Origin of the sequence: Streptomyces sporangiiformans (assembly GCF_005768555.2) — a bacterium.
GTDB classification, from domain to species: domain Bacteria; phylum Actinomycetota; class Actinomycetes; order Streptomycetales; family Streptomycetaceae; genus Streptomyces; species Streptomyces sporangiiformans.
Window position 1 is genome coordinate 1 of the sequence record NZ_VCHX02000138.1, and the last position, 26,250, is coordinate 26,250.

The 26,250-nt window shown below is 70.5% G+C and carries 25 protein-coding genes; 15 read left to right on the forward strand and 10 right to left on the reverse strand.

Features of this window, described 5'->3' with window-relative positions; genetic code table 11:
* Positions 1-85: 85 nt before the first annotated feature.
* Positions 86-889, reverse strand: coding sequence for a nuclease-related domain-containing protein (locus tag FGD71_RS20425; RefSeq protein ID WP_119101922.1), 804 nt, complete (start codon positions 887-889; stop codon positions 86-88).
* Positions 890-980: 91 nt separating this feature from the next.
* On the opposite strand from FGD71_RS20425, the gene FGD71_RS20430 reads away from it, so the two are divergent.
* The 5 genes from FGD71_RS20430 (at position 981) to FGD71_RS20450 (ending at position 5,663) form a co-directional block, all read left to right on the forward strand.
* The gene (locus FGD71_RS20430; protein ID WP_162931180.1) at positions 981-1,487 is read left to right on the forward strand and encodes a protein-tyrosine phosphatase family protein; all 507 of its coding nucleotides are present in this window, start codon (positions 981-983) and stop codon (positions 1,485-1,487) included.
* Between the two features lie 132 nt (positions 1,488-1,619).
* Positions 1,620-2,012 (forward strand): SH3 domain-containing protein, encoded by a 393-nt coding sequence (locus tag FGD71_RS20435; protein ID WP_119101924.1) that lies wholly within the window; start codon positions 1,620-1,622, stop codon positions 2,010-2,012.
* A gap of 86 nt (positions 2,013-2,098) precedes the next feature.
* Positions 2,099-3,517, forward strand: a complete 1,419-nt coding sequence (locus FGD71_RS20440) for an FtsW/RodA/SpoVE family cell cycle protein (RefSeq protein WP_119101925.1) — start codon at positions 2,099-2,101, stop codon at positions 3,515-3,517.
* Between the two features lie 50 nt (positions 3,518-3,567).
* Positions 3,568-5,085, forward strand: coding sequence for a peptidoglycan D,D-transpeptidase FtsI family protein (locus FGD71_RS20445; RefSeq protein ID WP_119101944.1), 1,518 nt, complete (start codon positions 3,568-3,570; stop codon positions 5,083-5,085).
* A 77-nt stretch (positions 5,086-5,162) separates the two neighbouring features.
* The gene (locus tag FGD71_RS20450) at positions 5,163-5,663 is read left to right on the forward strand and encodes a DUF3291 domain-containing protein (RefSeq protein WP_119101926.1); all 501 of its coding nucleotides are present in this window, start codon (positions 5,163-5,165) and stop codon (positions 5,661-5,663) included.
* Between the two features lie 100 nt (positions 5,664-5,763).
* Here FGD71_RS20450 and FGD71_RS20455 read toward each other — a convergent pair whose 3' ends face one another.
* Together FGD71_RS20455 and FGD71_RS20460 are read right to left on the reverse strand one after the other, a co-directional pair.
* Positions 5,764-6,672 (reverse strand): ADP-ribosylglycohydrolase family protein, encoded by a 909-nt coding sequence (locus tag FGD71_RS20455; protein WP_119101927.1) that lies wholly within the window; start codon positions 6,670-6,672, stop codon positions 5,764-5,766.
* 108 nt (positions 6,673-6,780) lie between these two features.
* Positions 6,781-7,884, reverse strand: coding sequence for a ferritin-like domain-containing protein (locus FGD71_RS20460; RefSeq protein ID WP_119101928.1), 1,104 nt, complete (start codon positions 7,882-7,884; stop codon positions 6,781-6,783).
* Positions 7,885-8,058: 174 nt separating this feature from the next.
* Between FGD71_RS20460 and FGD71_RS20465 the strand changes: the two genes are divergently transcribed.
* The 4 genes from FGD71_RS20465 (at position 8,059) to FGD71_RS20480 (ending at position 11,720) form a co-directional block, all read left to right on the forward strand.
* Positions 8,059-8,997 (forward strand): AurF N-oxygenase family protein, encoded by a 939-nt coding sequence (locus FGD71_RS20465; protein WP_119101929.1) that lies wholly within the window; start codon positions 8,059-8,061, stop codon positions 8,995-8,997.
* 317 nt (positions 8,998-9,314) lie between these two features.
* Complete coding sequence (locus tag FGD71_RS20470; protein WP_119101930.1) at positions 9,315-10,040, forward strand: TetR/AcrR family transcriptional regulator; 726 nt, start codon at positions 9,315-9,317, stop codon at positions 10,038-10,040.
* Positions 10,041-10,099: 59 nt separating this feature from the next.
* Positions 10,100-10,462 carry a hypothetical protein gene (locus FGD71_RS20475; RefSeq protein WP_119101931.1) on the forward strand — a complete coding sequence of 121 codons (363 nt, stop codon included), beginning with the start codon at positions 10,100-10,102 and terminating at the stop codon, positions 10,460-10,462.
* Positions 10,463-10,565: 103 nt separating this feature from the next.
* Positions 10,566-11,720 (forward strand): C40 family peptidase, encoded by a 1,155-nt coding sequence (locus tag FGD71_RS20480; RefSeq protein WP_119101932.1) that lies wholly within the window; start codon positions 10,566-10,568, stop codon positions 11,718-11,720.
* Positions 11,721-11,734: 14 nt separating this feature from the next.
* Here the strand turns inward: FGD71_RS20480 and FGD71_RS20485 are convergent, their stop codons facing one another.
* The 5 genes from FGD71_RS20485 to FGD71_RS20505 all read right to left on the reverse strand — a co-directional run bounded on the left by FGD71_RS20485 (position 11,735) and on the right by FGD71_RS20505 (position 17,777).
* On the reverse strand, positions 11,735-13,006 hold the full coding sequence (locus FGD71_RS20485) for a styrene monooxygenase/indole monooxygenase family protein (protein WP_119101933.1): 1,272 nt from the start codon (positions 13,004-13,006) through the stop codon (positions 11,735-11,737).
* A gap of 92 nt (positions 13,007-13,098) precedes the next feature.
* Positions 13,099-13,794, reverse strand: coding sequence for a GTP-binding protein (locus FGD71_RS20490; protein WP_119101934.1), 696 nt, complete (start codon positions 13,792-13,794; stop codon positions 13,099-13,101).
* The gene (locus FGD71_RS20495; RefSeq protein ID WP_119101935.1) at positions 13,775-14,179 is read right to left on the reverse strand and encodes a DUF742 domain-containing protein; all 405 of its coding nucleotides are present in this window, start codon (positions 14,177-14,179) and stop codon (positions 13,775-13,777) included. Before FGD71_RS20495 ends, FGD71_RS20490 begins: the two co-directional genes overlap by 20 nt.
* Positions 14,176-14,679, reverse strand: a complete 504-nt coding sequence (locus tag FGD71_RS20500) for a roadblock/LC7 domain-containing protein (RefSeq protein WP_119101936.1) — start codon at positions 14,677-14,679, stop codon at positions 14,176-14,178. Before FGD71_RS20500 ends, FGD71_RS20495 begins: the two co-directional genes overlap by 4 nt.
* Positions 14,676-17,777 carry a sensor histidine kinase gene (locus FGD71_RS20505; protein WP_420878326.1) on the reverse strand — a complete coding sequence of 1,034 codons (3,102 nt, stop codon included), beginning with the start codon at positions 17,775-17,777 and terminating at the stop codon, positions 14,676-14,678. The genes FGD71_RS20500 and FGD71_RS20505 overlap by 4 nt, the downstream gene beginning before the upstream one ends.
* A 377-nt stretch (positions 17,778-18,154) precedes the next feature.
* Between FGD71_RS20505 and FGD71_RS20510 the strand changes: the two genes are divergently transcribed.
* On the forward strand, positions 18,155-18,940 hold the full coding sequence (locus FGD71_RS20510) for a protein phosphatase 2C domain-containing protein (RefSeq protein ID WP_119101938.1): 786 nt from the start codon (positions 18,155-18,157) through the stop codon (positions 18,938-18,940).
* Here FGD71_RS20510 and FGD71_RS20515 read toward each other — a convergent pair whose 3' ends face one another.
* Positions 18,941-19,489 carry a MarR family winged helix-turn-helix transcriptional regulator gene (locus tag FGD71_RS20515; RefSeq protein WP_181359244.1) on the reverse strand — a complete coding sequence of 183 codons (549 nt, stop codon included), beginning with the start codon at positions 19,487-19,489 and terminating at the stop codon, positions 18,941-18,943.
* A gap of 226 nt (positions 19,490-19,715) precedes the next feature.
* Positions 19,716-22,133, reverse strand: a complete 2,418-nt coding sequence (gene lon / locus FGD71_RS20520; RefSeq protein ID WP_119101939.1) for an endopeptidase La — start codon at positions 22,131-22,133, stop codon at positions 19,716-19,718.
* Between the two features lie 193 nt (positions 22,134-22,326).
* Between lon and FGD71_RS20525 the strand changes: the two genes are divergently transcribed.
* From FGD71_RS20525 to FGD71_RS20545, 5 genes are all read left to right on the forward strand, one after another.
* Entirely contained in the window at positions 22,327-22,782 is a 456-nt protein-coding gene (locus FGD71_RS20525) for an ASCH domain-containing protein (RefSeq protein ID WP_119101940.1), read from the forward strand.
* Between the two features lie 80 nt (positions 22,783-22,862).
* Entirely contained in the window at positions 22,863-23,549 is a 687-nt protein-coding gene (locus FGD71_RS20530; protein ID WP_119101941.1) for a spermine/spermidine synthase domain-containing protein, read from the forward strand.
* A 114-nt stretch (positions 23,550-23,663) separates the two neighbouring features.
* Positions 23,664-24,401, forward strand: coding sequence for a response regulator transcription factor (locus tag FGD71_RS20535; protein ID WP_119101942.1), 738 nt, complete (start codon positions 23,664-23,666; stop codon positions 24,399-24,401).
* Positions 24,402-24,492: 91 nt separating this feature from the next.
* Entirely contained in the window at positions 24,493-25,626 is a 1,134-nt protein-coding gene (locus tag FGD71_RS20540) for a HAMP domain-containing sensor histidine kinase (protein ID WP_119101943.1), read from the forward strand.
* A gap of 303 nt (positions 25,627-25,929) precedes the next feature.
* The coding region (locus tag FGD71_RS20545; RefSeq protein WP_140935918.1) for a 2-oxoglutarate dehydrogenase E1 subunit family protein at positions 25,930-26,250 on the forward strand (321 nt) is incomplete at its 3' end.

Genomic DNA, 26,250 nt, shown 5'->3' on the forward strand with positions numbered 1-26,250 from the left:
CACCCGAAAATCAACCCCGGGGGGCCTGGGGGCACAGCCCCCAGTTCCGGGAAGGGGTGGGCTTGGGGAAAGCAAACCCCCCACCTCAGACCCGCAGCCACGTACTCCGATCCCGAGCCACCGCATGGAGCGCCTCGACATCCGCCGGCTTCAGCACACCCCCCGCACGGGACAGCGCCCCGAGATCACTGTCCCGCAGGACACGCACCGCACGCAGCGAACTCGCGACAGACACCCCCGCCGCACCATGGAGCACCAGGACCGGATGAACCTCCGCCGTCAGGGCGTACGAGGCGCGGTCCGCATCCCCCCGCACCCGCCGCAGAAGGGAACGCGACTCGCGCCGGCCCACCGAGACCATGGGGTCGGCCACCAGAACCCGCTGCTTGCGGGCGTACAGGGTGTGGACGGCGAAGATCCCGCCGGGCCCGATCACCAGGTGGTGGATACGGTCGCCGCCCGGGAGCGGAAGCGAGTGCAGGACATGCCAGCCCGCGCGCTCCAGCCCGTCCAGCGCCTCCCCGACGGCCTGCTCCGCGGCGAGCGCCCGCCGCCGAGGATCGGGGCGCAGTCGGCGCGGAGACGACGAGTCACGGTCCAGGGCGATCTGGAGGGCCTCACCGGGCCGGTTCGGCGCGAGGTCGTCGTCCGGGTGCAGGGTGAGCCGGGCGAGTTCCGCGGGCGTCGGCACCGGTGGCGGTCCGACGGCCACCGGGCCTGTCAGGAAGGGCCCGAGCGCGTCGAGCACCTCCTCCAGCCGGTCCTCGCTGAGCAGGTTGACCCGGCCCGCCTCCCTGTCGTACCAGGCGACGTTCCTGCCATCCGTGAGACAGACGTACAACCGCTCCTGACCGTGCCGCCAGGTCGGTACAACGCGCAGTCCGCTCATGCACCATCACCCCACGACCATGGGAACAGGCGGGGTGCTCCAGGGGCAAGAAGCCGGTTACCTTTGGGAGGAGTTGATCGGGGAGGTGCCTTTGCGGACTCGCGGGAACCAACCGGATGTGCCGGTCCCGGACCGGGCATGGAGCGAGATCGTGCCTGGCCTCTGGATGGGCGGACACGAGTACACGGGCCACTCCGGGCACCCGGAGTTCGCCGTCGTACGAGATGAATTCGACCTGGTCCTGACGTTGCTGCGACTGCCCGGTCACGGCCCGGACGCGGGCGTCGAACACCACGTATGGCCGATCCCGGACGGCCCCCTCGACGGGACGCAGCTGGCGGGCGTGATGCGGCTCGCGCGCGCAGCCGAGGAGGCGCTCGAGCAGGGCCGCCGGGTCCTGGTCCGCTGCTACCACGGCTACAACCGCTCGGGCCTGGTCGTCGCCCACGCCCTGATCGGCGCGGGCAGCACAGCCGAAGAGGCGATCCGCCTGATCCGCACCCGCCGCTCACCCTGGGCGCTGCACAACGAGCTCTTCGTGGAGTACCTGAGCACGGGCCTCGACACGGCCCGGCTCCTCGAAGAGCTGACCGAATGACGGCCGCGCAACCCGGTGGCGCCGGAGCGTAGTCCAGCCACCGCCCCCGATGGCGCAGTGCGACGGGCGCGCTCCGAGGGCTGCTTCTAATGTGGCGATCAGTCACATTTGCCCCTTTATGGAGGAGCCGCCATGTCCCCGCGTTCCGCTCTCATCCGCCTCGGTATAACTGCCGCCGCCGGTGCACTCGTCCTCGGCGTGACGAGCCCTGCCCTCGCGAACGGCCCCGCCCTCGCGAACGGCCCCGCTCTCGCGGACGGCCCCGACCCCGCTCCCGTTCCCGACACCACCGCCTACCAGGGCGTCGTCACCGCCGTCGGCGGCCTGCTGTTGCGCAACGCCCCGACCCGCGGCAGCGCGGTGGTCCGCACCGCCGCACAGGGCGAGATCGTCCAGATCTATTGCAAGCAACCGGGCGAGACCGTCGACGGCAACCCCCTCTGGTACCTCCTGGCGGACGGCACCTGGGCCTGGGGCGCGGCGCGCTACATCAACAACATCGGCCCGTCGCCCCGCTGGTGCTGAGGATCGGCGCCCGCCAGGTACACCGGAACAGCCCGATTATCCCTACATAACGGGACATCAGGTGCCTCGCTTGCTACGTTCCGGACATGATCTCGCCCGGAACGACAGCGCAGGGGGACCCGCCCACTCCCGCTGTACGCCTCCCCCGGCGCCGTGGCATCGAGTTCACCCTCATCGTCCTGGCCGTCCTGCTCTCCGTGTACGGCTACTGCGCCGTCGGACTCGCCAGGAACGGCACCGTCCCGCCCGGCGCCGCCGGTTACGGCGCCGGGCTCGGCGTGCTCGCGCTCCTCGCGCATGGCGCGGTGCGGCTGCGCGCGCCCCGCGCCGACCCGCTGCTGCTCCCGATCGCCGTGCTGCTCAACGGTCTCGGCCTGGTACTGATCTACCGGCTCGACCTGGAGACCCCGGCCGACCGGGCGGCCACCGCGCAGCTCGTCTGGTCGACGCTCGGCGTGGGGCTGTTCATCACGGTCGTGCTCTTCCTGCGCGACCACCGGGTGCTCCAGCGCTACACGTACCTCTCCGTCGTCGCCGCGCTGGTCCTGCTCGTCCTGCCGGTCTTCTTCCCTCCCCTGAACGGCGCCCGGCTCTGGATCAGGGTCGCCGGGTTCTCCCTCCAGCCGGGCGAGTTCGCGAAGGTGCTGCTCGCGGTGTTCTTCGCCGGCTATCTCGCGGCGAACCGCAACGCCCTCGCGTACACGGGTCGCCGCATCTGGAAACTCCAGCTGCCCACCGGGCGGGTGCTCGGCCCGATCGTCGCGGTCTGGCTGCTGAGCGTCGCCGTACTCGTCCTGGAGCGGGACCTCGGCACCTCGCTGCTGTTCTTCGGCCTGTTCGTGGTCCTGCTGTACGTCGCCACGGGCCGCACCGGCTGGCTCGCGATCGGTCTGCTGCTCGCGGCGCTCGGCGCGTTCGCCGTCGGCCAGTTCGAACCGCACGTCCACACCCGCGTCGAGGACTGGCTGCACCCCTTCGCATCGGTCGACGCGGGCCTGGGACCGAACCAACTCGCCCAGTCCCTCTACGCGTTCGCCGCAGGCGGCATGCTGGGCACCGGCCTCGGGCTCGGCCACTCCGTCCTCATCGGCTTCGCCGCCAAGTCGGACTTCATCCTGGCGACGGCGGGCGAGGAACTGGGCCTCGCCGGACTGTCCGCGATCTTCCTGCTGTACGGGCTGCTGGTCGAGCGCGGCTACCGGACGGGACTGGCCCTGCGCGACGAGTTCGGACGGCTGCTCACCGTCGGCCTCGCCTCGATCGTGGCGCTCCAGGTCTTCGTGATCGCGGGCGGCGTGACCGGGCTGATCCCGCTGACCGGGATGCCGATGCCGTTCCTGGCGCAGGGCGGGTCGTCGGTCGTCACCAACTGGATCATCGTGGCCCTGCTGATCCGCGTCAGCGACTCGGCACGGGGCGCGCACACCGAGGGCATGAGCGCCGGGCGCCGGACCGGAGGGGACGAGGACCTCGGGCGCCAGAACCACAGGGAGGCCGCATCATGACCGGCGACAAGACCGAAGAGGGCCGCCCGGCGACTCATGAGGGCGGCCTCATGACCACCCTCCCCCGAGGTCTCGACCTCTCTCGGCCAGGGGGAAGCCCCACCATCCGGCACGCCGCCGTGTTCTGCGTCCTCCTGCTGATCGCCCTCCTCGGGAACGCCACGCGCATCCAGATCGTCCAGGCCCGCTCGTACGACGAGAATCCGGCCAACCGCCGTCTGCTGATCGCCCGTTACGCCCAGCCGCGCGGCGACATCCTGGTCGGCGGAAAGTCGGTCACCGGCTCCGAGGACTCGGGAGAGCAGCTCCGCTACGAACGGACGTACAGGAACGGCCCGTTGTACGCGCCCGTCACCGGCTTCGCCTCGCAGGCATACGGGACGACTCTGCTGGAGAACACCGAGGACGACGTCCTCTCGGGCACCGACCCGATGCTGTCCTCGCTCCCCCTGTGGAACGACCTCACGCGTGCCCGGAACCCCGGCGGCAACATCGTCACGACCCTCAACCCGGCCGCGCAGCGGGCGGCGTACGAAGGGCTCGGCGGCCGGCGGGGCGCGGTGGCCGCGCTCGAACCGTCGACGGGCCGGGTCCTGGCGCTCGTCTCCACCCCCTCCTACGACCCGGAGCAGCTCTCCGGAACGGACTCGACGGTGGTGAAGGCATGGAAACGGCTGAACCGCGCCGCGGACAAGCCGATGCTCAACCGGGTGATCCGGCAGACCTATCCGCCCGGTTCGACGTTCAAGGTGATCACCGCGGCGGCGGCCCTCGAGGCGGGCGTGGTGACGGATGTGGACGCGCCCACCGACTCCCCGGACCCGTACCGGCTGCCCGGCAGTTCGGCCGAGCTGACGAACGAGGTCGAGGGCTGCGAGAACGCGTCGCTGCGCTATGCGTTCGAGTGGTCGTGCAACACGGTGTTCGCCAAACTGGGCGTGGACGTGGGCCCGGCGGGGATGGCGGGCACGGCGGCCGCCTTCGGCTTCAACGACCACCGGATGAGGATCCCGTTCCCGGTGTCTCCCAGCACCTTCGGCACGGGGGCGGACAGGGCGCAGCTCGCGCTCTCCTCCATCGGCCAGTTCGACACACGGGCGACGCCCCTGCAGATGGCGATGGTCTCGGCGGCCGTCGCGAACGGCGGCTCGGTGCGCACACCGCATCTGGTGGAGCGGACGACCACGGCCGCCGGCGCCACGGTGTCGACTCCGGGGCCGCGCCCTCTGCACCGGGCCATGAGCCCCGCCACCGCCGTGCGGATGCGGGAGTTGATGGCGGACGCGGTGAGGGAGGGCACCGGCAGGAATGCCGCCCTCTCCGGCGCCACCGTCGGTGGCAAGACCGGCACCGCGCAGCACGGCGTCGACAACGCGGGCCTGCCGTACGCCTGGTTCATCTCCTGGGCCCAGGCCGACGACTCCATGACACCGGGGGTGGCCGTCGCGGTCGTCGTCGAGGACGCGTCGGCCGACCGGGGCGACATCAGCGGCGGCGGAGACGCGGCGCCGATCGCCCGGGCCGTGATGAAGGAGGTCCTGAACTCACGTGCCGGCCTGGGCCGTTGACGGCATCGAGACGGTTACTGTTCGCGGGATGAGACGGGGCTGGGGCAACCGCACCCGACCGACCTATCGTTCGGTACATGACCACATCTGCCGCGTACGAACTCGCCCAGGTCAACATCGCCCGCCTCAAGGCCCCCTTGGACTCCCCTCAGTTGAAGGACTTCGTCGACGCGCTCGACCCGGTGAACGCGGTCGCCGACGCCTCCGACGGATTCGTCTGGCGTCTGCAGAGCGACTCGGGCAACGCGACGGATGTCCCGGTCTTCGGCGACGACTGGCTGATCGTCAACATGTCGGTGTGGCGGGACACCAACACGCTCACGGCGTTCATGTACCAGGGGCAGCACCGGGAACTGCTGGCCCGCCGCCGCGAGTGGTTCGAGCGCCTGCAGGAAGCGGTCACGGCACTGTGGTGGGTCCCGGCGGGGCACCGGCCGACGGTCGCGGAGGCGGAGGAGCGGCTGCTGCATCTGCGCGCGCACGGCGCGACCGCGTACGCGTTCAACTTGCGCACGACGTTCCCACAGCAGGAGGCCCACCCACTGGCGTCACGGGCGGACGAGCCCGCGCCCCTTTAGGGGCGCGGGGCTGCGACATATGCGGCTCCGCCGCGTGGGCGCGCCCAGCCACACACAACCCGCACCCGACGCACAACCGCACCACCCCCGTCCCGCCCGGCTAGGGCAACGGCTCCCGTCGGCGGAGCCACTCCTCCGGGACCCCCTCGACGCCGGTCCGCGCCCCGACGATGCCGCCCGTGATCGCGCACGTCGTGTCGACGTCGCCGAAACCCTCCGCCGTGGTCCACAGCGCGGCCGTCAGGTCGTCCGGGTGACGGGCCGCGCACCACACGGCGAAGGGCACGGTGTCGTCGGCCCGTACGCGCGCGCCGTTGCCGAGAAGGTCCGCGCCCTTCCAGGGCTCCGTGTCGAAGGCCAGCCGCGCGGCACGCAGCAGGCCTTCCCGTACGGCGCTGTCGGGCGTCGCGTCCGCCACGGCGTCGATGCTCAGCTCCCCCCGCGTGGACAGCGCGGCGGCGACGGCCACGGCGATGGCGCCCGCGACGCCCTCCGGGTGGGCGTGGGTGACCTGGGCCGACAGCATCGCCTGCTCCACGACGCGCAGCAGGCTGTCCCGGAACCAGGCACCCAGCGGCGCCGCCCTCATCGCCGCGCCGTTGCCGAGACTCCCCTCCCCGTCGAAGAGCCCGCTCGCCAACTCGACCCAGCGGTCGGGCTCTTCGAGGAGCCGGGGCAGCAACTCATGCATGCCGTAGCCGTAGCCGCGCGCGGGGTCGGCGGCGTAGCCGAGGGCGAAGACGCGGGCCAGCGCGGGCTGCCGGATCTCGCCGTACTGGTCGAGCACCCGCTGCACACCGAGCGCCATCGCCGTGTCGTCCGTCCAGTGCCACAGCGGTTCCTCGGGTGTACGCCGGGCGCGGATCTCCTCGTACGCCTGTTGCGGGTCACGGAAGAGCGGGAACCAGCGCTCGCCGAAGGCGTCCCCGAGGGCGAGGCCTTCGAGGCTGCGGCGGGCGGCGATACGGTGGGCCGGCGCGGGCGTGGCGGCGGGTGTCGGCTCGTTCATGTCGCGATGATGCAAGGCCTTGGTCGGTGACGCACAACGGATTTTCAGGCCGACACGTCATGAGTGGCGCAAATCCGGCTCCCGCGACGCCCCACAGCAGGGACTGTTTCAGGAAGCCCCCGCGTCGATCGCGTCGTCCACCTCCGCGACCCTTTCCCGTTCCTCCTGAGCGAAACGCTCCGCGTCCAGCTTCTCCGCGATCTCCTCGTCCTGGGCCATGAGGAGGTCCAAATTGGAGTTGCCCATCTCGAAGACACCCATGTCGACGTACGCCTGCTGGAGGCGCTTGCCCCACAGGCCGATGTCCTTGACGCAGGGGACGATGCGACTGAAGAGCAACTGGCGGAAGAGAGCCAGGAATTCGGACTGTTCGCTGTACTCCTCGGCCTCCGCCGAGGGGATGCCGAAGTTCTCCAGGACCTCGACTCCCCGCAGCCGGTCGCGCATCAGGTAGCAGCCCTCGATGACGAATTCCTCGCGCTCGCGCAGTTCGGCGTCGGACAGTTGCCGGTAGTAGTCGCGCAGGGCCATCCGGCCGAACGCCACGTGCCGCGCCTCGTCCTGCATGACGTACGCGAGGATCTGCTGGGGCAGCGGCTTGTCGGTGGTGTCCCTGATCATGCCGAAGGCGGCGAGCGCCAGGCCCTCGATGAGCACCTGCATCCCGAGGTACGGCATGTCCCAGCGCGAGTCGCGCAGCGTGTCTTCGAGCAGGGACTTCAGGTTGTCGTTGACCGGGTACAGCATCCCGATCTTCTCGTGCAGGAACCGGCCGTAGATCTCCGCGTGCCGGGCCTCGTCCATCGTCTGCGTCGCGGAGTAGAACTTGGCGTCCAGGTCGGGGACGGACTCGACGATCCGGGCCGCGCACACCATCGCGCCCTGCTCGCCGTGCAGGAACTGGCTGAACTGCCAGGAGGCGTAGTGCCGGCGCAGGTCGCCCTTGTCCCGCTCCGTCAGCTTCGCCCAGTGCCGGGTGCCGTACAGGCTGAGTGACTCGTCGGGGATACCGAGTGGGTCCTGGGGATCCACTTCGAGGTCCCAGTCGATGCGCCGCTGTCCGTCCCACTGCTTGTCCTTGCCCTTCTGGTACAGGGCCAGCAGCCGGTCTCGTCCGTCGTCGTACTCCCAGCTGAAGCGTGCCGCGCCGCTCGCGGGCACCTGCCAGAGAGGGTCTCCAGGGTCCTTTGCGTAGAGCTCATACGTCGGCATAATCCGCAGGCTCTCGCGTGGTAGACACGGTGTCAACAAGTTCGCACAAGGGATTGACGACCTTGCTGACATCTAGTCTCATACAAGGCGACCGCCGGTAACACCCTTGCATCCCCCCTGCATCTCCCTTGCATCTCCCTTGCATCTCCGGACCTTTGAAGAGGTGGCTCGGCCATGACGACCGTGACGGATGCCGAAGCACTCGAAGGTCTGCGCGACGCGCTCGGCCAGCTCAAGGACCGGGAGCAGGTGGCCGAGCGGCTGCTCGCCTCGTCCGCGAAGCACTCCTTCGATCCCGACAAGGAGCTCGACTGGGACGCGCCCCTCGTGGAGGGCAAGTGGTTCTGGCCGCCGGAGTTGGTGTCGCTGTACGGGACGCCGATGTGGCAGCGGATGTCCGAGGAGCAGCGCATCCTCCTCTCCCGGCACGAGGCCGCCGCGCTGGCCTCGCTGGGGATCTGGTTCGAGGTCATCCTGATGCAGCTGCTGGTGCGGCACATCTACGACAAGGCGGCGACGAGTGCGCATGTGCGCTACGCGCTCACGGAGATCGAGGACGAGTGCCGGCACTCGAAGATGTTCGCGCGGCTCATCAGCCGGAGCGGCACGCCGTACTACCCGGTGAGCCGTCTGCACCAGAATCTGGGCCGACTGTTCAAGACGATCTCCACGACTCCGGGGTCGTTCACGGCGACGCTGCTGGGCGAGGAGGTCCTCGACTGGATGCAACGGCTGACGTTTCCGGATGAGCGGGTCCAGCCACTGATCCGGGGCGTGACGCGTATCCATGTCGTCGAGGAGGCCCGTCACGTCCGCTACGCGCGTGAGGAGCTGCGCCGTCAGATGGTGACCGCGCCGCGGTGGTCGCAGGAGTTCACGCGCGTCACCTCCGGTGAGTTCGCGCGTGTCTTCTCCGTCGCCTTCATCAATCCCGCGGTGTATCCGGATGTCGGTCTCGATCAGCGGGAGGCGCTGGCCCAGGTGCGGGCCAGTGGGCATCGTCGTGAGGTCATGCGGACCGGGGCGAAGCGTCTGACCGACTTCCTGGACGACATCGGCGTGCTGCGGGGGGTCGGGCGACGGCTGTGGAGGGCGTCGGGGTTGCTGGCCTGAGCCCTCCATCGCTCGCACTTCGGCTGCGGGCCCGTCGTGGCTGGTCGCGCAGTTCCCCGCGCCCCTGAAGGGGCGCACCCCCGCTCACGCGCCTGAAGGGGCACTCACCCGCAGTCGCCAGCGCACGGGAGGGGTCGTGTGCCGGTGCGTCATCGCCCGTCGCGTAGGGCTTGTCTCAGGCAACCCGCACCGACTTACCCACCCCGGGCCGTACGCCCCCGCGGCGACGGGCGGACGTACCGGTACACGACCCCGACCCACCCACCGGCAGAAAGCGAGACCGCCCAACCGCCGGAGGCACGGCGTACGCTGCCGATATGACCTCGGAGGCTCCTACTCGCGCGTACCGGCGGCTCAGTGTCGAGGAGCGGCGCAGCCAGTTGCTCGACGCCGCGTTGGAGCTCTTCGCGCATCGGGTGCCGGAGGACGTCTCGCTGGACGACGTGGCAGAGGCAGCCGGGGTGTCACGGCCGTTGGTGTACCGGTACTTCCCCGGCGGGAAGCAGCAGCTGTACGAGGCCGCCCTGCGTTCCGCCGCCGAGGACCTGGAGCACTGTTTCGCCGAGCCCCCGGAGGGCCCGCTGACCCAGCGGCTCTCCCGCGCGCTCGACCGCTACCTCGCCTTCGTGGGAGAGCACGACGCGGGGTTCAGCGCGCTCCTGCAGGGCGGCAGCGTCGTCGGCACATCGAGGACCACGGCCATCGTGGACGGCGTACGACGAGCCGCCGCCGGGCACATTCTGCGTCACCTCGACGTGGCGGAGCCGGGACCGCGGCTACGGATGACCGTCCGCATGTGGATCACCGCCGTCGAGGCCGCCTCGCTCATCTGGCTCGACGAGGACAAGGAACCGCCGCTGGACGAACTGCGCGACTGGCTGGTCGAGCAGTTCGTGGCCTGTCTCGTGGCCACGGCGGCCCGCGACGCGCAGACCGCCGAGGTCGTACGGGCCGCGCTCGCGTTGGAGCCGGCCGACGGCCCCATCGGCACGCTGGCCCGCCAGGTGCTGACCGTGGTGGGGGACGCGGCGCATCTGCTCTGACCCTCTGAGTCCTCTGAGTCCTCTGAGTCCTCTGACCGTCCGACTGTGAGAATGCCCCCGTGAAAAGCGAAGACACCCCCTTCGAGGGCGGCCCTCTGGACGGCCGCGTGCTGCCGGTCCTGCTCGGCCCGACCGGACACCCGCCGAAGGTGTACCGCGTCCCGGTCCCGGACGCGGGCGGCGGCCCGCCGACGATTCTCGTCTACCGACGCGTACAGGCGGGGCAGAGCAAACGGCTCGGTCTGCGTCAGGGGTGGAAGTACGAGTTCGACCCCGAGGGAGACCAGCGCGGCAAACTCAAGTGGCCGTGGTCGAAGCCGGACGTCAAGCCGGACGTCAAGCCTGAGGTCACGCCGGGCATCAAGCCGGACCCCAAGCCAGACACCACGCCGGGCGGCAAGCCGGATGACGCCGACGAGTGACCTGCTTGGGCCGAACCGACCACTGACCGCGCGCGATGGCGACCCACGCGTCTGATGCTCTCGTTACGGGATGGAGGGGCCACCCCGTACCGGAGGTGATGACGTGTCAGAAAGACTCCTGCGTCTGGTCTGTACGGCAGCGATCGCGGCAGGCGCGGTCCTCGCACCCGTACCGGCCACCGCCGAACCTCAGCCCAGCGAGCCCGGCGCACCCGGCAAGCCCGGCGCACACGGCGAGCGTTCCATCACGGAGTTGCTGACGGGCCTTCAGCGGCTGTACCGGGCGGCCGAGAAGGCCACCGAGACGTACAACGCCACCGAGGAGAAGCTGAAGAAGCAGCGCGCCCAGGTCGCGAAGCTGAACGGACAGTTGGCCAGGACCCGGCTCTCCCTGCAGGACAGCCGTGCCGCCGCCGGCCGGCTCGCCCGGCAGCAGTACCAGGGCAGCAGCGAGATCTCCACATACGTACGGCTGCTCCTCGCCCGCGACCCGCAGCATGCGCTCGACCAGGGGCAGGTCATCGGGCAGCTCGCCCAGCAGCGCGCCGAGACAGTGGACCGGCTGGTGAGCGACGAGAAGAAGGCGGCCGGACTCGCCCGCAGGGCCCGTAAGGCCCTCGACGACCAACTCACCCTCGCCGACCGGCACAAGAAGAACCGCGACGCCGTACACAAGCGCCTCAAGGAGGTCGAGGAACTGCTGGCCTCCCTCAGGGCCGACCAGATCGCCGCGGTGGCCGCGCTGGAGCGGGCGAAAGAGGCCGAGCAGCAGAAGAAGTTCATGGCCTCGGGCACCCTGAAGGGTGCGCGGACACCCTCGCGGGCGGGCGAGGCGGCGCTGCGGTACGCCGTGGGGCAAATCGGCAAGCCGTATGTGTGGGGCGCTGTGGGGCCGGACTCGTTCGACTGCTCGGGGCTGACCTCGCGGGCCTGGAGTCAGGCGGGGAAGCTGATCCCCCGCACCAGTCAGGAGCAGTGGGCCCGGCTGCGCCGGGTTCCGCTGAGCAGCCTGCGGCCGGGGGACCTGGTGATCTACTTCCCCGAGGCCACGCATGTCGCCCTCTACCTGGGCAACGGCATGGTGGTCCAGGCACCCCGGCCCGGCGCGAACGTCAAGGTCTCCCCGATCGCGGCCAATCCGGTGCTGGGCGCGGTCCGGCCCGACCCGGCCGGGGAGCCGCAGCGGCGGTACACACCGCCGCGGCTTCCCCGGGGTTCCATGAACGGGTCGGACGCGGGTTACACGGGGCAGGGGTGACGAGGGTTACGGGATCAGGAGTGTGAGGGTTCCGTCGCCTTCGCCACCGACGCGAGGTAGGCCTCGGTCTTCTCCGGCTCGTAGAAGAAGTTCTCGTAGTCGGAGGGGTCGTTGAAGCCGTTGGCGAAGCGGTCCGCGACCGGCTGGAGCTGGCCCGCCGCGCCGATCAGGTTCAGCACGTGCTCGGGCGGCACACCGAGCATCGCGTTGGTCCACTTGGTGACGTGCTGGGCGGTGTCCCAGTAACGGTCGAAGGTCTGCCGCATCCAGGCCTCGTCGAACTCGCGCTCGCCGTGCGCGAGGATCGAGTCCAGGTACGAGGCCGCGCACTTGGAGGCCGAGTTGGAGCCCTGCCCGGTGATCGGGTCGTTGGCCACGACGACGTCCGCGACACCGAGTACCAGGCCCCCGCCGGGCAGGCGGCCGACCGGGTTGCGGACCGTGGGGGCGTAGCGCCCCGACAAGGTGCCGTTCGCGTCGGTCAGCTCGACCTTCGTGGCCCGCGCGTACTCCCACGGCACGAACCGCTCCATGAGTTCCAGGGTCAGGGAGAGGTGTTCGGCGGGGTCCTTGACGCCCTGGAAGGCGTCCAGCGGGCCGCCGGGTATGCCCTCGAAGAAGAGGATGTCGGCGCGGCCGGAGGTGGTGAGGCAGGGCATGACGAACAGTTCGCCGACGCCCGGGACCAGGTTGCAGCGGACGGCTTCGTAGTCGGGGTGCTCGGGGCGCGGGCCCAGGCCGTGGACGTACGCGACGGCCAGGGCGCGCTGCGGCTCCGCGTACGGGGAGCGGGAGGCGTCGCGGCCGAACATGGAGACCAGTTCGCCCTTGCCCGCCGACACCAGCACCAGGTCGTACGTACGGGAGAAGTAGTCGAGGTCGGAGACCGCCGCGCCGTGGATCACGAGCTGGCCGCCGCGCTGCGCGAACGTCTCCATCCAGCCGGCCATCTTCACGCGCTGGTCGACGGACTGCGCGTACCCGTCGAGTTTGCCCACCCAGTCGATCGCCCGCTGCGTCGGACCGGGGTCGTGCGAGCCGGGGGCCGCCACCGAGACACCGAGTCCTTCGATCTTCGGGGCCTGGGACTCCCAGAAGTTCAGCTGAAGATCACGCTCGTACTGCAGCGCCGTGTGGAACATGCACTGTGTGGACATGACGCGGCCGGTACGGATCTCGTCCGCCGTCCGATTGGACATCAGGGTCACTTCGTACCCGTGCGACTGGAGTCCGAGGGCGAGCTGGAGTCCGGACTGGCCGGCTCCGACGACGAGTATCTTCCGCATTCGGGTGGTTCTCCTAATCGGTACTGCTCCGGGCCGCTCGGAGATGAACGGCCGGGACTGCTCGGAGAGGAACTGCTCGGGGCTGCTCGTGACTACTCGGGGCTGACTTCCAGTGCGTGGCCGACGAGAGCCAGCAGGGTCTCGACCGCCGATATCCGGCGGCGCGCGTCCATGATCATGACAGGTATGTGTGCGGGCACGGTGAGGGCCTCGCGCACGTCCTCCGGCTCGTACCGCGCGGTGCCGTCGAAGTGGTTGACCGCGACGACGTACGGCAGTCCGCAGCTCTCGAAGTAGTCCAGCGCCGGGAAACAGTCCTTCAGGCGGCGGGTGTCGGCGAGGACGACCGCCCCGATCGCCCCGCGCACGAGGTCGTCCCACATGAACCAGAACCGCTGCTGGCCCGGCGTACCGAAGAGGTAGAGCACCAGGTCGTCGTCCAGCGTGATGCGGCCGAAGTCCATGGCCACGGTCGTGGTCAGCTTCCCGGGCGTCGCCGTGAGGTCGTCGGTGTCCTCGCTGGCCTCCGTCATCAGCGCCTCCGTCTCCAGGGGCGTGATCTCCGAGACGGCGCCGACGAGCGTGGTCTTGCCTACGCCGAAGCCTCCCGCCACCACGATTTTCGTGGCGATCGGGGCGCGGGTCCGGTCGGTCTGCCAGGCCTGCGGGCTCTCGTCCGCGTCCGGGACGACGACGGGTGGGGCGGCGGATCCGACGGATTCGGCGACGTGTTCGACGGCAGGCTCAGCGACGGCTTCGGCGGCCGCTTCAGAGACGGCGGAGTCCATTCAGCACCCTTTCCAGCAGTGCGCGGTCCGGCTGTCCCGGGCCGTGACCGGTTCCGTACACGCGGATCTTTCCCTGGTCCGCCAGGTCGCTGAGGAGCACGCGGACCACGCCGAGCGGCATCTTGAGCAGCGCGGCGATCTCGGCCACCGTGCGCATGCGGCGGCAGAGTTCGACGATGGCCCGCATCTCAGGCATCACCCGGGTGTTGAGGGCCCCTCCCCCCGTCAGCTCCTTCCGCTCCTCGGGCGCTTCGAGCGCGGCGACGAACGTCTCGACGAGCAGCACGTGCCCGAAGCGCGTGCGGCCGCCGGTGAGTGAGTAGGGGCGTACGCGGGCGGGTTTGCGGTCGCCGCCACGGAGCGGAAGCTTGGGCGTACTGCTCACTGGGTGCTCCCTATCGACGCGTCCTCTATCGACTGGCGCAGCTCGCTGCGGAGTTCGGGGGTCAGGACATGTCCGGCGCGGCCCACGAAGAGCGCCATGTGGTAGGCGACGACGCTCATGTCGCAGTCCGGCGCACCGTGCACACCGAGCAGCGAGCCGTCACTGATCGACATGACGAAGAGGCTGCCCTCGTCCATCGCGACCATCGTCTGTTTGACGCCGCCGACGTCCATCAGCCTGGCGGCTCCGACGGTGAGGCTGCCGATGCCGGACACGACGGTGGCGAGGTCTGCGGAGGAGCCCCTGGGGCCGACGGGCCTGTCCGTGCCCGCCGCCCTGGCCTCCTCGTTCCTCCCGGGGTCGGAGGAGAGCAGCATCAGGCCGTCGGAGGAGACCACCGCGACCGACAGGATGCCGGGCACCTCCTCGACGAGGTTCGTCAACAGCCAGTGCAGGTTGCGGGCCTCATGGCTGAGCCCGAAGGTACTCGGCGCGGTCAACTGCTTGCCTCCTCGGCTGTATCCCCCTCGGCTCCTACGACTTCTTCTGTCGGCGCCTTTGTCTCGGCGGTCTGCTGAGCGATCTCGGCCTCGACGTCCCGGCGGCCCTGTGTCGCGCCCCGGTGGAATCCGCCGAGCCTGCGGCGCAACGCCTCGGCGTCCACTGCGCCCGCGCGCCGCCTGGCCTGCGGCGGGGGCGCGGAGATCTTGGGGGTCCGCTTGGGCAACCCCTTGTCGGTGACCTGCTCCGGCTCGTCACCGCCCCGCGCCGGCCCGTCGGGGACCCGCTCGTGGGTCTCGGGGCCTATGGCGTACGGGTCGGCGGCGAAGGGGTCGGCGGAGGTCTGAGCGGGGATGGCGACTACGGGGTCGGCACCGGCTTCGGGTCCGCCGATGGTCCCGGGTTCACGGACCGCCTCGGGTCCGCCGACCGCCTCCGGGCCGCCGACCGTCCCGGGATCAGGAACCATCTCCGGTCCACCGACCGCCTCCGGGCCGCCGACCGTCCCGGGATCAGGAACCATCTCCGGTCCACCGACCGTCTCGGGTCCGCCAACCGGCCCGGCCCCACCGGCCGTCTCCGGCCCGCCGACCGCCTCAGGTTCAGGGACCGCCCCCGGTACGCCGACCGCCGCGGGTCCACCAACCGCCCCGGGCGCGCCGACCGTCTCCGGCCCACCGGACGTCTCCGGTCCACCGACCACCCCGGGTTCACCGAAGGCCTCGGGCCCGTCGCCCGTTCCGGATTCGGTGGTCCTCTGCGTCTCGGCCTCCGCCTCGGCCTCGGCCGAGTCCTTCAGCGGGATGAGCTTCATGGTGGTCTCGGGCGCGGACGGCGGGGCCGCGGCCGTATCGGAGTCGGCCTCCCGTGCCGCCTCCTCCGCCGCCGCGATCAGCGGGTCCCGTTCCGAACGCCCGCTCAGCAGATTGGAGTTGGCCTCGGCGTCGACGCCGGGGAACGCCAGCGAGGGTGCGGACCCGGCCAGCCGGGGGGTCTGCGCGGGCACGGCGACGGCGGGCGCGGCCGCGAGCAGCGGCTTGGGCAGGACGGCGACCGCCGCGATGCCGCCCTGCTTCTGCTCGCGCAGCCGTACCCGTACGCCATGACGGTGGGCGAGCCGCGCCACCACGTACAGGCCGAGCCCGAGGCCCTCGCCGCTCTCCTGGTCGTACGCGTCCTCGGGGTCGAAGTCCGCGAGCCGGGCGTTGAGCTGGTCGAGCCGCTCGGTGGTCATGCCGATGCCCTCGTCCTGGACGGAGAGCATGACCTCGCCGCTCTCCAGGAGCCAGCCGGAGATCTCGACGGGGATATCGGGCGGCGAGAACGAGCTGGCGTTCTCCAGGAGCTCGGCCACCAGGTGACTGATGTCGTCCGCCGCGAACCCGGCCACGTGGGCATGGGGCGGCAGCACGGCGATCCGTACCCGTTCGTAGCGCTCGATCTCGCTGACGGCGGCGCGTACGACGTCGACGAGCGGGACGGGGCCGGGGTGCTGGTGACCGTGGTCCGCGCCCGCGAGGACCAGCAGGTTCTCGCTGTGCCGGCGCATGACGGTGGCGAAGTGGTCGAGGCGGAAGAGGGTGGCGAGGCGGTCGGGGTCCTGCTCGCGCTCCTCCAGGCTCTCGATGACGGCGAGCTGCCGCTCGACGAGGCCGAGGGTGCGCAGCGACAGGTTGACGAAGGTGCCGTGGATGCTCTGCCGGACCTGCGCCAAGTGGGCGGCGGCCGCGGCGAGTTCGGCGCGCAGTTGCTCACGCTCGTCGGCCATCGTCTGCCGCTGGCCGACGAGGTGTTTGCGGTCGCCCTCCAGGGTCGTCAACCGCTCATGGAGCGTGACGGCGTGCGTGTGCAGCGCATTGACCGAGCGCACCACCTGGGCGAACTCGTCGTCGCGGCCGGTGAACTTGACCGGTTCCTCGGCGGCCGGGTCGGCGGCGAGGCGGGCCGAGCCGATGCGCAGGACGGCCAGCGGGCGGGTCAGCGTACGGGCCATGGTCGTGCAGACGCCGACGGCGCCCAGCAGCAGGACGCCGAGGAGCGCGATGCGGATCTCCAGGGCGGTGACGTCGTCGTCGCGCAGCTGGGCGAGGTCCTCGGCGCGCCGGCTGTTGAGAGAGGCCTCGACGCCGCGCATCAGCTCGACGCGGGCGGACAGCGCGGCGTCCAGCTTCTTGGTGCTGGTGCCCAGCTCGGAGTCGGAAAGGGTCGGCTGGTCGGCGAGGTTCGCGAGGTACTTCTCGGCGGACGTGACGTCCGGGCCCGTCACCGTGGAGTCGTACGAGGCCCGGTCGTCCTTGGGCGCGGCGTCGTGGAAGTCGGCGAGCGCGGCCTGTTCGCGGACGTTGGCCTGCTGGGCGGCGGCGGTGAGGGCGCCCCGCCGCTTGGTGTCGGCGGCCGACGACGTGGTGGTCGTGGTGGGCAGACCGGTGATCGGGTCGGTGGTGGTGCGGGTCGTGCTCGGTACGTTCAGGGCCGCGAGGAGCAGACCGCGGGCGGCGGCGGCCTGCTGGACGGCGGTGTCGAGGTCGGCGAGCGCGTGCGATCCGGTGCCCGCACGGGGCGGCAGCTGTTCCGCCAGGTCCTCCGCGAGGCCGTGGAGTTCGCTGATGGCGGCGGTATAGGCCTGGTGCGCTTCGAGAGCGCTGCTCTTCCCGGTGAGCGCCGCTCGTCGTACGGACGCGATGTTGTCGAGGTCGCTGCGGAGCGTGGCGGGGGCCTCGCTCCGCAGTTCCTCGACCTGCCGGTCGACGCGGGCGCTGCGCTGCTCGGAGGGGCCCTCCCCGTCGGGGCGGCCTGCCGCGATGTAGGAGGTGGCCTCGTCGCGCTCGTCGGCGAGCGCGTGGGCGAGGGTCAGCGCGTCCTTGGTGCGCTCGGCGAGCGTCACCAGGTTCTGGGAGTCGTTCAGATCGCCCGAGGCGGCGACCACGGAGGGAGCGCCGGCTCCGGCGATCGCGGCGGCCACGACGGCGACGGCGACGATCAGCCGGTTGCGTACGTGGGCGGGACGGCGGCCTTTTCCTGTGAGGTCCGGGGAGCTCGGCGTGCGCCCGGAGCCTTCGTCCGAGGTCGTCTGCCTGCCTTTGCGCCGAGGCCGCATCTTCTGCACCGATGCTCGCATTCTTGACTCGTGTACCCATGGGCCCGGGTAACGACCGTCAACGCTCACGTCGTTCCCGTTACGGCTCCCGACCCTCCCAGTGCCGGTGGGCAGTGGCCGCGCATCGCCTGACCCGCCACCCAAAGGAGTGAACCTCGGTGAGGCCGAGGCGGGCAAGTTCCGCTGGCGTGTGCAAGGGCCTTGCGCGGCACGCCGGTTGGACTCCCACGCCGACCGGTGGCAAGATGCGCCATCACTCTCCGGCGGAATTGTTTATTCCGTCGCAAATCAGGCTTCTGACCTGCGACGCTGAGTCAATTCGGCGGTGATTGCCAGCCTTTGACGAAGCTTGTGAAGACGTCGTGCAGACTGGCTGAATGCGCACGGAACTGATCTCGGCCCCCGGTGCCCTTGCCCACCCGAACGAGGACTACGCGTCGGTGGGAATTCCGGCTTCCGGGGAGGGGGGTTCGCTCGTCGTTCTGGACGGAGTGACACCGCCGGCGACCGATGCGGGATGTCTGCATTCAGTCCCCTGGTTCACGGCACGGCTCGGCGGCGCGCTCCACGAACTGTCTGTTTCGCGGCGGGAATCGTCCCTCACCGAGGTGCTGAGGCAAGCCATCCAGCGGACCGCCGACGCCCATCGCGACACATGTGACCTTTCTCACCCACGCACCCCACAGGCAACAGTGGTCCTTGCCCGCTGGTCCGCCGACGACGTCGAGTACCTCGTCCTCTCCGACTCCGCCCTCCTCGTCGAGTCCGCCGCCGGCACGGTCACCGCGCTCCTCGACGACCGCCTCTCCCGTATCCCCCGCGCCGCCCTGGCCACGCACGCGACGACCGACGCCACGGTCCGCAACAAGGAGGGCGGTTTCTTCACGGCGGCGGCCGATCCCTCGGTGGCCGCCCGTGCGGTGACGGGCACACTGCCGCGTGCCGGCGTCCGTGCACTGACCGCCCTGACGGACGGCGCCACCCGCTGGGCGGAGAAGTTCCGGGAGGGCGACTGGACCGACCTCGCCACCCTCGTGCGCAAGGAGGGCGCCCAGGCGCTCATCGACCGCGTACGGGCTCTGGAGCTGGCCGATACCGAACGGGTGTTCCTGGGCCGGAGCAAGACGCACGACGACGCGACGGTGGTGTACGTCGAGCTGTGACTACCCCTCCGCGACGCCCTGGTTCAGCTGGTGCAGCAGCCGGGCGAGCTCGGCGACCTCCTTGCGGTCCCAGTTCGCCAGCTGACGCACATAGCGGGCGCGGCGAGCCTCCCGTACCGAGCTGAAACGCGCCCGGCCCTGGTCCGTGAGCTGGATCAGCCAGGCCCTGCCGTCGGCGGGGTCCGGCTCCCGGTACACCAGTCCCAGCTCCTCCAGGGCGCGCAGCTGGCGGGACATCGTGGCCTTGCCGACGCCGACGTACGCGGCCAGCTCCGTGGCGCGCTGACGCCCGGACTCCGCCAGCCGTACGAGGAGGCCGTACGCGGAGGACTCCAGGTCGGGATGGACTTCGCGGGCCATCTCGCCGGAGGAGGCGCGGGCGCGCCGCAGGAGGACGGACAACTCGCGCTCCAGGGCCAGGAACTCCTGGTCCACACCGCTACCGGACGCACCGGGCTCGGCATGGCTTCCGGACGCACCGGGCTCGCCACCGCTTCCCGGCGAGCCGAGCCCGATCCGATGCCCCTCACCGTTTCCGTCCTCGTGCACGTCACCGCTCCCGACTCGGTTTCCGGATCCTGAGAATTTCCGTCCGAACGCGGCCGTTGCCGCAGCTCCGCCAGTATTTCGCAGGAGCGGACCAACGGCAGCCCGCGACCCCGGAGTGCCGACATGGTCACGCCACCGGCAGGGCGACAAGACTCCTGGCGCCGGGGGGACGGCGAAGGCCCGGGCCCCCGCCAGGGACCCGGGCCTCCCATCCCGATGGCGTCCGTCACGCCGCCACCGGAACCTCCTCAGCCGCCCCGTTCCGCGCCGGGGCGAGCGCCAGCTCCAGGACCTGACGGACGTCCGTGACGGCGTGGACGTCGAGCTTCTCCAGGACCTCGGCCGGGACGTCGTCCAGGTCGGGCTCGTTGCGCTTCGGGATGACGACGGTGGTGACGCCGGCCCGGTGGGCGGCCAGCAGCTTCTGCTTGACGCCGCCGATGGGCAGCACCCGCCCGGTCAGCGAGACCTCACCGGTCATCGCCACATCCGTACGGACGAGCCGTCCGCTCAGCAGCGAGGCGAGAGCGGTCGTCATCGTGACACCGGCGCTCGGGCCGTCCTTCGGGACCGCGCCCGCCGGGAAGTGGATGTGCACGCCCCGGTCCCTCAGGTCACCGACGGGGAGCTCCAGTTCGGCACCGTGGCTGCGCAGGAAGGAGAGCGCGATCTGCGCGGACTCCTTCATCACGTCGCCCAGCTGGCCGGTGAGGGTCAGCCCTGCCGCGCCCGTCTCGGGATCGGCCAGCGACGCCTCCACGTACAGCACGTCACCACCCGCGCCGGTGACCGCGAGCCCGGTGGCGACACCGGGCACCGCCGTGCGGCGCTCGGCCGGGTCCTGGGCGGACTCGGGCACATGGTGCGGCCGCCCGATCAGCCCGCGCAGATCGCCCTCGCCCACCGTGAACGGCAGCTCTCGTTCGCCCAGTTCGTGCTGGGCCGCGACCTTGCGCAGCAGCCGCGCGATGGAGCGCTCCAGGTTCCGTACACCCGCTTCGCGCGTGTACTCACCGGCGAGCCTGCGCAAGGCGCTCTCGTCGAGGGTGACTTCGTCGCCCTTGAGCCCCGCCCGCTCCAACTGCCGTGGCAGCAGGTGATCCCGTGCGATGACGACCTTCTCGTCCTCGGTGTACCCGTCGAGCCGCACCAGCTCCATACGGTCGAGCAGCGCCTCCGGAATGGCTTCCAGGACGTTCGCCGTCGCCAGGAACACCACATCGCTCAGGTCGAGTTCGACCTCCAGGTAGTGGTCCCGGAAGGTGTGGTTCTGGGCGGGGTCCAGGACTTCGAGCAGGGCCGCGGCGGGGTCACCGCGGAAGTCGGAGCCGACCTTGTCGATCTCGTCCAGCAGCACGACCGGGTTCATGGACCCGGCCTCCTTGATGGCGCGGACGATACGACCGGGCAGCGCGCCCACGTACGTACGCCGGTGACCGCGGATCTCCGCCTCGTCCCGTACGCCGCCGAGGGCGACGCGGACGAACTTCCGCCCCATCGCATGCGCGACGGACTCACCGAGACTCGTCTTGCCGACACCGGGAGGCCCGACGAGCGCCAGCACGGCACCGCCGCGGCGTCCGCCCACGACTCCCAGTCCCCGCTCCAGGCGCCGCTTGCGCACGGCCAGGTATTCGGTGATCCGCTCCTTCACGTCCTCCAGGCCGGAGTGCTCGGCGTCGAGGACGGCCTGGGCGCCCTGAATGTCGTACGCGTCCTCGGTGCGCTCGTTCCAGGGGAGTTCGAGCACGGTGTCGAGCCAGGTCCGGATCCAGGAGCCCTCGGGCGACTGGTCGGACGAACGCTCCAGCTTGTCGACCTCCTTGAGGGCGGCCTCGCGGACCTTCTCGGGGAGGTCCGCGGCCTCGACGCGCGCCCGGTAGTCGTCGGACTCCTCTCCCTCGGACTCGCCGTTCAGCTCCCGCAGCTCCTTGCGCACGGCCTCCAGCTGCCGCCGCAGCAGGAACTCACGCTGCTGCTTGTCGACGCCTTCCTGTACGTCCTTGGCGATGGACTCGGCGACATCCTGCTCGGCGAGGTGCTCACGGAGCTGCTCGGTGGCGAGCTTGAGACGGGCGACGGGGTCGGCGGTCTCCAGCAGCTCGACCTTCTGTGCCGTGGTCAGGAAGGGCGAGTACCCGGAGTTGTCGGCGAGGGCGGAAACGTCGTCGATGGCCTGTACGCGGTCCACGACCTGCCAGGCGCCGCGCTTCTTCAGCCAGTTGGTGGCCAGCGCCTTGTACTCCTTGACCAGCTCGGTCACGGAGCCGGGCAGGGGATCCGGCACGGTCTCCTCGACCGCGAGCCCCTCCACCCACAGAGCGGCGCCCGGCCCGGTCGTACCGGCGCCGATACGCACCCGACTGCGGCCCCGGATCAGGGCGCCGGGGTCGCCGTCGGCGAGGCGTCCCACCTGCTCGACCGTGCCGAGCACCCCCGTGTTCGCGTAGGTCCCGTCGATCCGTGGAACAAGCAGGACCTTCGGCTTGCTGCCCCCACTGGAACGCGCGGCGGCCTGCGCGGCCTCCACCGCGGCTCGTACATCGGCGTCGTTGAGGTCCAGGGGCACCACCATCCCGGGCAGCACGACCTCGTCGTCGAGCGGCAGCACGGGCAGGGTGAGCGGTGCGGACGTCAAAGCCATGATCTCCCCTTCGGCAGTCAAGTTGAGCTATGCCGACTCAATGCCTGCGCACCGCCGAATGTTCCCCCGGAGGTGTTCGCTCTCAGCGATCACTGGTCAGGGGGGCAGGATCACGGGTCGCGGCTCTACGGGGCGCGGCTACGGGTCCCGGATTTACGGGTCAGGGCTTCGGATCGCTGACTACGGTGACCGCATGACGACCGACTCGGCCTCGCCCGCAGACATCTCGTCGATGCCGAAGGCCGAGTTCGCCTTCCCCGGCCCGCTGCGCGACCGGCTCGTCGCGGCGATCCTCGACGGCTCCAAGACGTCCACGACGGGACTCCTCGTCGACTACCAGCACGAGGGCGAGCCCCTGCCGCAGGTCGGGAGCCGTTCGGTGGTCGTCGACTCGGACGACCGTCCCGTCGCCGTCATCGAGGTGACCGGCGCCCGCGTCGTCCCCCTCGCACAGGTGGATCTCGCCCATGTACGGGACGAGGGAGAGGGGCACACCGGCGTGGCCGAGTGGCGGGCGGCCCACGAGCGGTTCTGGCACGGCACGGAGATGCGCGCGGCGCTGGGCGATCCCGAGTTCACCGTGGACGACACGACACCGGCGGTCCTGGAACGCTTCCGCCTCGTCTCCGACCTCCGCCCCACCGCCTGACCTGGCTTCGGCGCTCTCATGGCGCCCGGCCCACGGCCAATTCACCTGCCCCGGCTGGGGGAACTTGTCAGGATGGGCCCATGAGCGCCGCGTACGACACCACCGTTGTCCCCGTTGTCATCGACCGTCGCGACGGCCCGTTCGGCGAGGTGGCGCTGCGTCGCCACGGTGAGTTGCTGCAGATCATCGCCAACGGCTGTTTCCTGATGGACACCTCCGACGGGCGCTCGGAGCGGCTGCTGGTCGACGCCGCCCTCGGCGCTCTGGACGGGCGCCCGGATCCGGACGTACTGATCGGCGGACTCGGTGTCGGGTTCTCGCTCGCACACGCGGCGGCCGACCCGGGTTGGGGCCGCATCGCGGTCGTGGAGCGTGAGCGGGCGATCATCGACTGGCACCGGGACGGGCCGCTGTCACCTTTGTCGGCGGCGGCACTTGCGGATCCGCGCACGGAAATCGTCGAAGCCGATCTCGTCGCGTACGTCAATGAGACATCCGACACGTATGACGCACTGTGCCTGGACATCGACAACGGACCCGGGTGGACCGTGACCGAGGGCAACGACGGCCTCTACTCGAATGCTGGACTCGCCGCGTGCGCAAGGGTGTTGAGGCCCGGCGGCGTGCTGGCCGTATGGTCGGCACAGCCCTCGCCTGATTTTGAGGAAACCTTGCGGAATGCCGGGTTCCAACGGGTGCGTACCGAAGAGATCCCCGTTGCCCGGGGCGTTCCGGACGTCGTGCATCTCGCTGTCGGGCCTGAATAGCCGAGCGGTGGTAACTGCCCGTACTCTGCTGACCTGACGCGGATCATTCAAGCGTCAAGCGCAGTCATGGAATCACCCCCAACGGGTTCCGCAAAGCACAATCAGGGGCGGGCGATGGAGCAGACACACACCTCCCACAACGGCACCGCGGCCACGCCGGGCGCGCAGCGCCGGGTGCTGGTGGTCGAGGACGATCCGACGATCGTGGACGCCATCGCCGCCCGGTTGCGTGCCGAGGGTTTTCTCGTGCAGACCGCCGGCGACGGTCCGGCCGCCGTCGACACGGCGGAGGCCTGGCAGCCGGACCTGCTGATCCTCGACATCATGCTGCCGGGCTTCGACGGCCTGGAGGTCTGTCGCCGGGTGCAGGCACAGCGACCGGTGCCGGTGATGATGCTCACCGCGCGCGACGACGAGACGGACATGCTGGTCGGTCTCGGCGTGGGCGCCGACGACTACATGACGAAACCGTTCTCGATGCGCGAGCTGGCCGCGCGCGTGCATGTGCTGTTGCGCCGGGTGGAGCGTGCCGCGCTGGCCGCCTCGACCCCTCGCTCCGGCATCCTGCGCCTCGGCGAACTGGAGATCGACCATGCGCAGCGGCGGGTGCGGGTGCGCAGCGAGGACGTCCATCTGACGCCCACCGAGTTCGATCTCCTGGTCTGCCTGGCCAACACGCCGCGCGCGGTGCTCTCGCGCGAGCAGTTGCTCGCCGAGGTGTGGGACTGGGCGGACGCCTCCGGCACACGGACCGTGGACAGCCACATCAAGGCCCTGCGCCGGAAGATCGGCGCCGAGCGGATCCGTACGGTGCACGGCGTCGGCTACGCGCTGGAGACCCCCAATCCCTGAGCGGGACTGGTCTCCGCAGGGGGCGGGTCTCCCCGAGCGGGGCTGAACGGGACTGCCAAGAGCCGGACGGACTCCTGAGGGAGCTTGTGTCATGAGCGGTGTCGACGGGGGGCGCAAGAGCTCGGGCGGCTGGGCCTCGGGCGGCTGGAGCACGGGCCTCTGGGACGGATTGCGCCCCTTCTCGATCAAGACGAAGCTCGGCACCCTGGTCGTCGTCTCCGTCTTCATCACCACCGGTCTGCTGATGATCGCGGTGCGCACGGAGACCGAGCTGCGGTTCATCACGGTCTTCTCGATGATCGCGACGCTGCTGATCACACAGTTCGTGGCGCATTCGCTGACGTCCCCCCTGGACGAGATGAACACGGTGGCCCGGTCCATCTCGCACGGCGACTACACACGCCGGGTCAAGGCCGATCGCCGCGACGAGCTGGGCGATCTGGCCCAGACGATCAACCGCATGGCCGACGACCTGGAGGCCCAGGACCGCCAGCGCAAGGAGCTGGTGGCGAACGTCTCGCACGAGCTGCGCACCCCCATCGCGGGACTGCGCGCGGTGCTGGAGAACGTCGTGGACGGTGTCTCGGCCGCCGATCCCGAGACGATGCGTACGGCACTGAAGCAGACGGAGCGCCTCGGCCGCCTGGTGGAGACGCTGCTCGATCTGTCCCGGCTGGACAACGGCGTCGTACCGCTGCGCAAGCGCCGTTTCGAGGTGTGGCCGTATCTGTCGGGCGTCCTGAAGGAGGCCAACATGGTGGTCTCCGCGCGCGGGGGCATCGCCTCGGGCTCCGGCAGCCACACGCGTACGGACGTGCATCTGCACCTGGACGTGTCACCGCCCGAGCTGACCGCGCACGCGGACCCGGAGCGGATCCACCAGGTCGTCGCCAACCTCATCGACAACGCGGTCAAGCACAGCCCGCCGCACGGGCGCGTGACCGTGAAGGCGCGGCGCGGGGCCCACCCGGAGTCACTCGACCTGGAAGTACTGGACGAGGGGCCCGGCATTCCGCAGTCCGAGTGGCACCGGGTCTTCGAGCGATTCAACCGGGGCGGGGCCGAAGCGCCGCACGGTCCGGGCAGCGACGGCGGCACGGGCCTGGGGCTCGCCATCGCCCGCTGGGCGGTCGATCTGCACGGCGGCCGGATCGGTGTGGCCGAATCCCGGCGGGGCTGCCGGATCCAGGTCACCCTTCCGGGGCTGCCTCCGTTGACAGGTTGACGTAGGGTTCGAATCGGAGCCACAGGTTCCGCGTGCGTCCATGCTGACAGACACGTGTGATCAGGCAGACGATCAGGCAGAAGGCCACGCCTCCTGGGCCGGGATCCGGGTTCGGCGCGTTCCTCGGCGGGCATGCCGCGTGGGAACCTGGCTTGTTTCCCGCCATTTCCATCACCGAAACGCGGTTTTCGATGTGACTTACGCGACGATCAACCGGCCCGGCCTGCACCCATCGGTCATCGGGGCGTAGCCTTAATTCCCGCTGTCCATCACCTTGTGAAGCGGAAGAGGGCGGTTGCCGCCGTGTCGCCACAGTCCCCCAGTAATTCGAGCATCTCGACCGACGACCAAGCCGGGAAGAAGCCCCCTGCTGCCTCGTTCGGTCCCAATGAGTGGCTCGTCGACGAGATCTATCAGCAGTACCTCCAGGACCCGAACTCGGTAGACCGCGCCTGGTGGGACTTCTTCGCCGACTACAAGCCGGGCGGCGTCGCCGCATCGGCTCCGGCGAGTACTGCGGCCACGGGGGCCGCGGGGACCACCACTGCCGCCCCCGCGGCTCCGGCTGCGCCCGCGGCTCCGGCTGCTCCGGCCGCCTCGGCGCCGGCTCCCGCGGCGCCCAAG

Excerpts from the sequence above, each read along its gene's own strand:
- FGD71_RS20440 (WP_119101925.1), top strand. The coding sequence starts at position 2,099 with ATGATCTCGCCCGGAACGACAGCGCAGGGGGACCCGCCCACTCCCGCT.
- lon (WP_119101939.1), bottom strand. The coding sequence starts at position 22,133 with ATGGCTTTGACGTCCGCACCGCTCACCCTGCCCGTGCTGCCGCTCGAC.
- FGD71_RS20435 (WP_119101924.1), top strand. The coding sequence starts at position 1,620 with ATGTCCCCGCGTTCCGCTCTCATCCGCCTCGGTATAACTGCCGCCGCC.
- FGD71_RS20535 (WP_119101942.1), top strand. The coding sequence starts at position 23,664 with ATGGAGCAGACACACACCTCCCACAACGGCACCGCGGCCACGCCGGGC.
- FGD71_RS20465 (WP_119101929.1), top strand. The coding sequence starts at position 8,059 with ATGACGACCGTGACGGATGCCGAAGCACTCGAAGGTCTGCGCGACGCG.
- FGD71_RS20530 (WP_119101941.1), top strand. The coding sequence starts at position 22,863 with ATGAGCGCCGCGTACGACACCACCGTTGTCCCCGTTGTCATCGACCGT.
- FGD71_RS20470 (WP_119101930.1), top strand. The coding sequence starts at position 9,315 with ATGACCTCGGAGGCTCCTACTCGCGCGTACCGGCGGCTCAGTGTCGAG.
- FGD71_RS20525 (WP_119101940.1), top strand. The coding sequence starts at position 22,327 with ATGACGACCGACTCGGCCTCGCCCGCAGACATCTCGTCGATGCCGAAG.
- FGD71_RS20510 (WP_119101938.1), top strand. The coding sequence starts at position 18,155 with ATGCGCACGGAACTGATCTCGGCCCCCGGTGCCCTTGCCCACCCGAAC.
- FGD71_RS20490 (WP_119101934.1), bottom strand. The coding sequence starts at position 13,794 with ATGGACTCCGCCGTCTCTGAAGCGGCCGCCGAAGCCGTCGCTGAGCCT.
- FGD71_RS20460 (WP_119101928.1), bottom strand. The coding sequence starts at position 7,884 with ATGCCGACGTATGAGCTCTACGCAAAGGACCCTGGAGACCCTCTCTGG.
- FGD71_RS20485 (WP_119101933.1), bottom strand. The coding sequence starts at position 13,006 with ATGCGGAAGATACTCGTCGTCGGAGCCGGCCAGTCCGGACTCCAGCTC.
- FGD71_RS20445 (WP_119101944.1), top strand. The coding sequence starts at position 3,568 with ATGACCACCCTCCCCCGAGGTCTCGACCTCTCTCGGCCAGGGGGAAGC.
- FGD71_RS20425 (WP_119101922.1), bottom strand. The coding sequence starts at position 889 with ATGAGCGGACTGCGCGTTGTACCGACCTGGCGGCACGGTCAGGAGCGG.
- FGD71_RS20505 (WP_420878326.1), bottom strand. The coding sequence starts at position 17,777 with ATGCGGCCTCGGCGCAAAGGCAGGCAGACGACCTCGGACGAAGGCTCC.
- FGD71_RS20540 (WP_119101943.1), top strand. The coding sequence starts at position 24,493 with ATGAGCGGTGTCGACGGGGGGCGCAAGAGCTCGGGCGGCTGGGCCTCG.
- FGD71_RS20455 (WP_119101927.1), bottom strand. The coding sequence starts at position 6,672 with ATGAACGAGCCGACACCCGCCGCCACGCCCGCGCCGGCCCACCGTATC.
- FGD71_RS20450 (WP_119101926.1), top strand. The coding sequence starts at position 5,163 with ATGACCACATCTGCCGCGTACGAACTCGCCCAGGTCAACATCGCCCGC.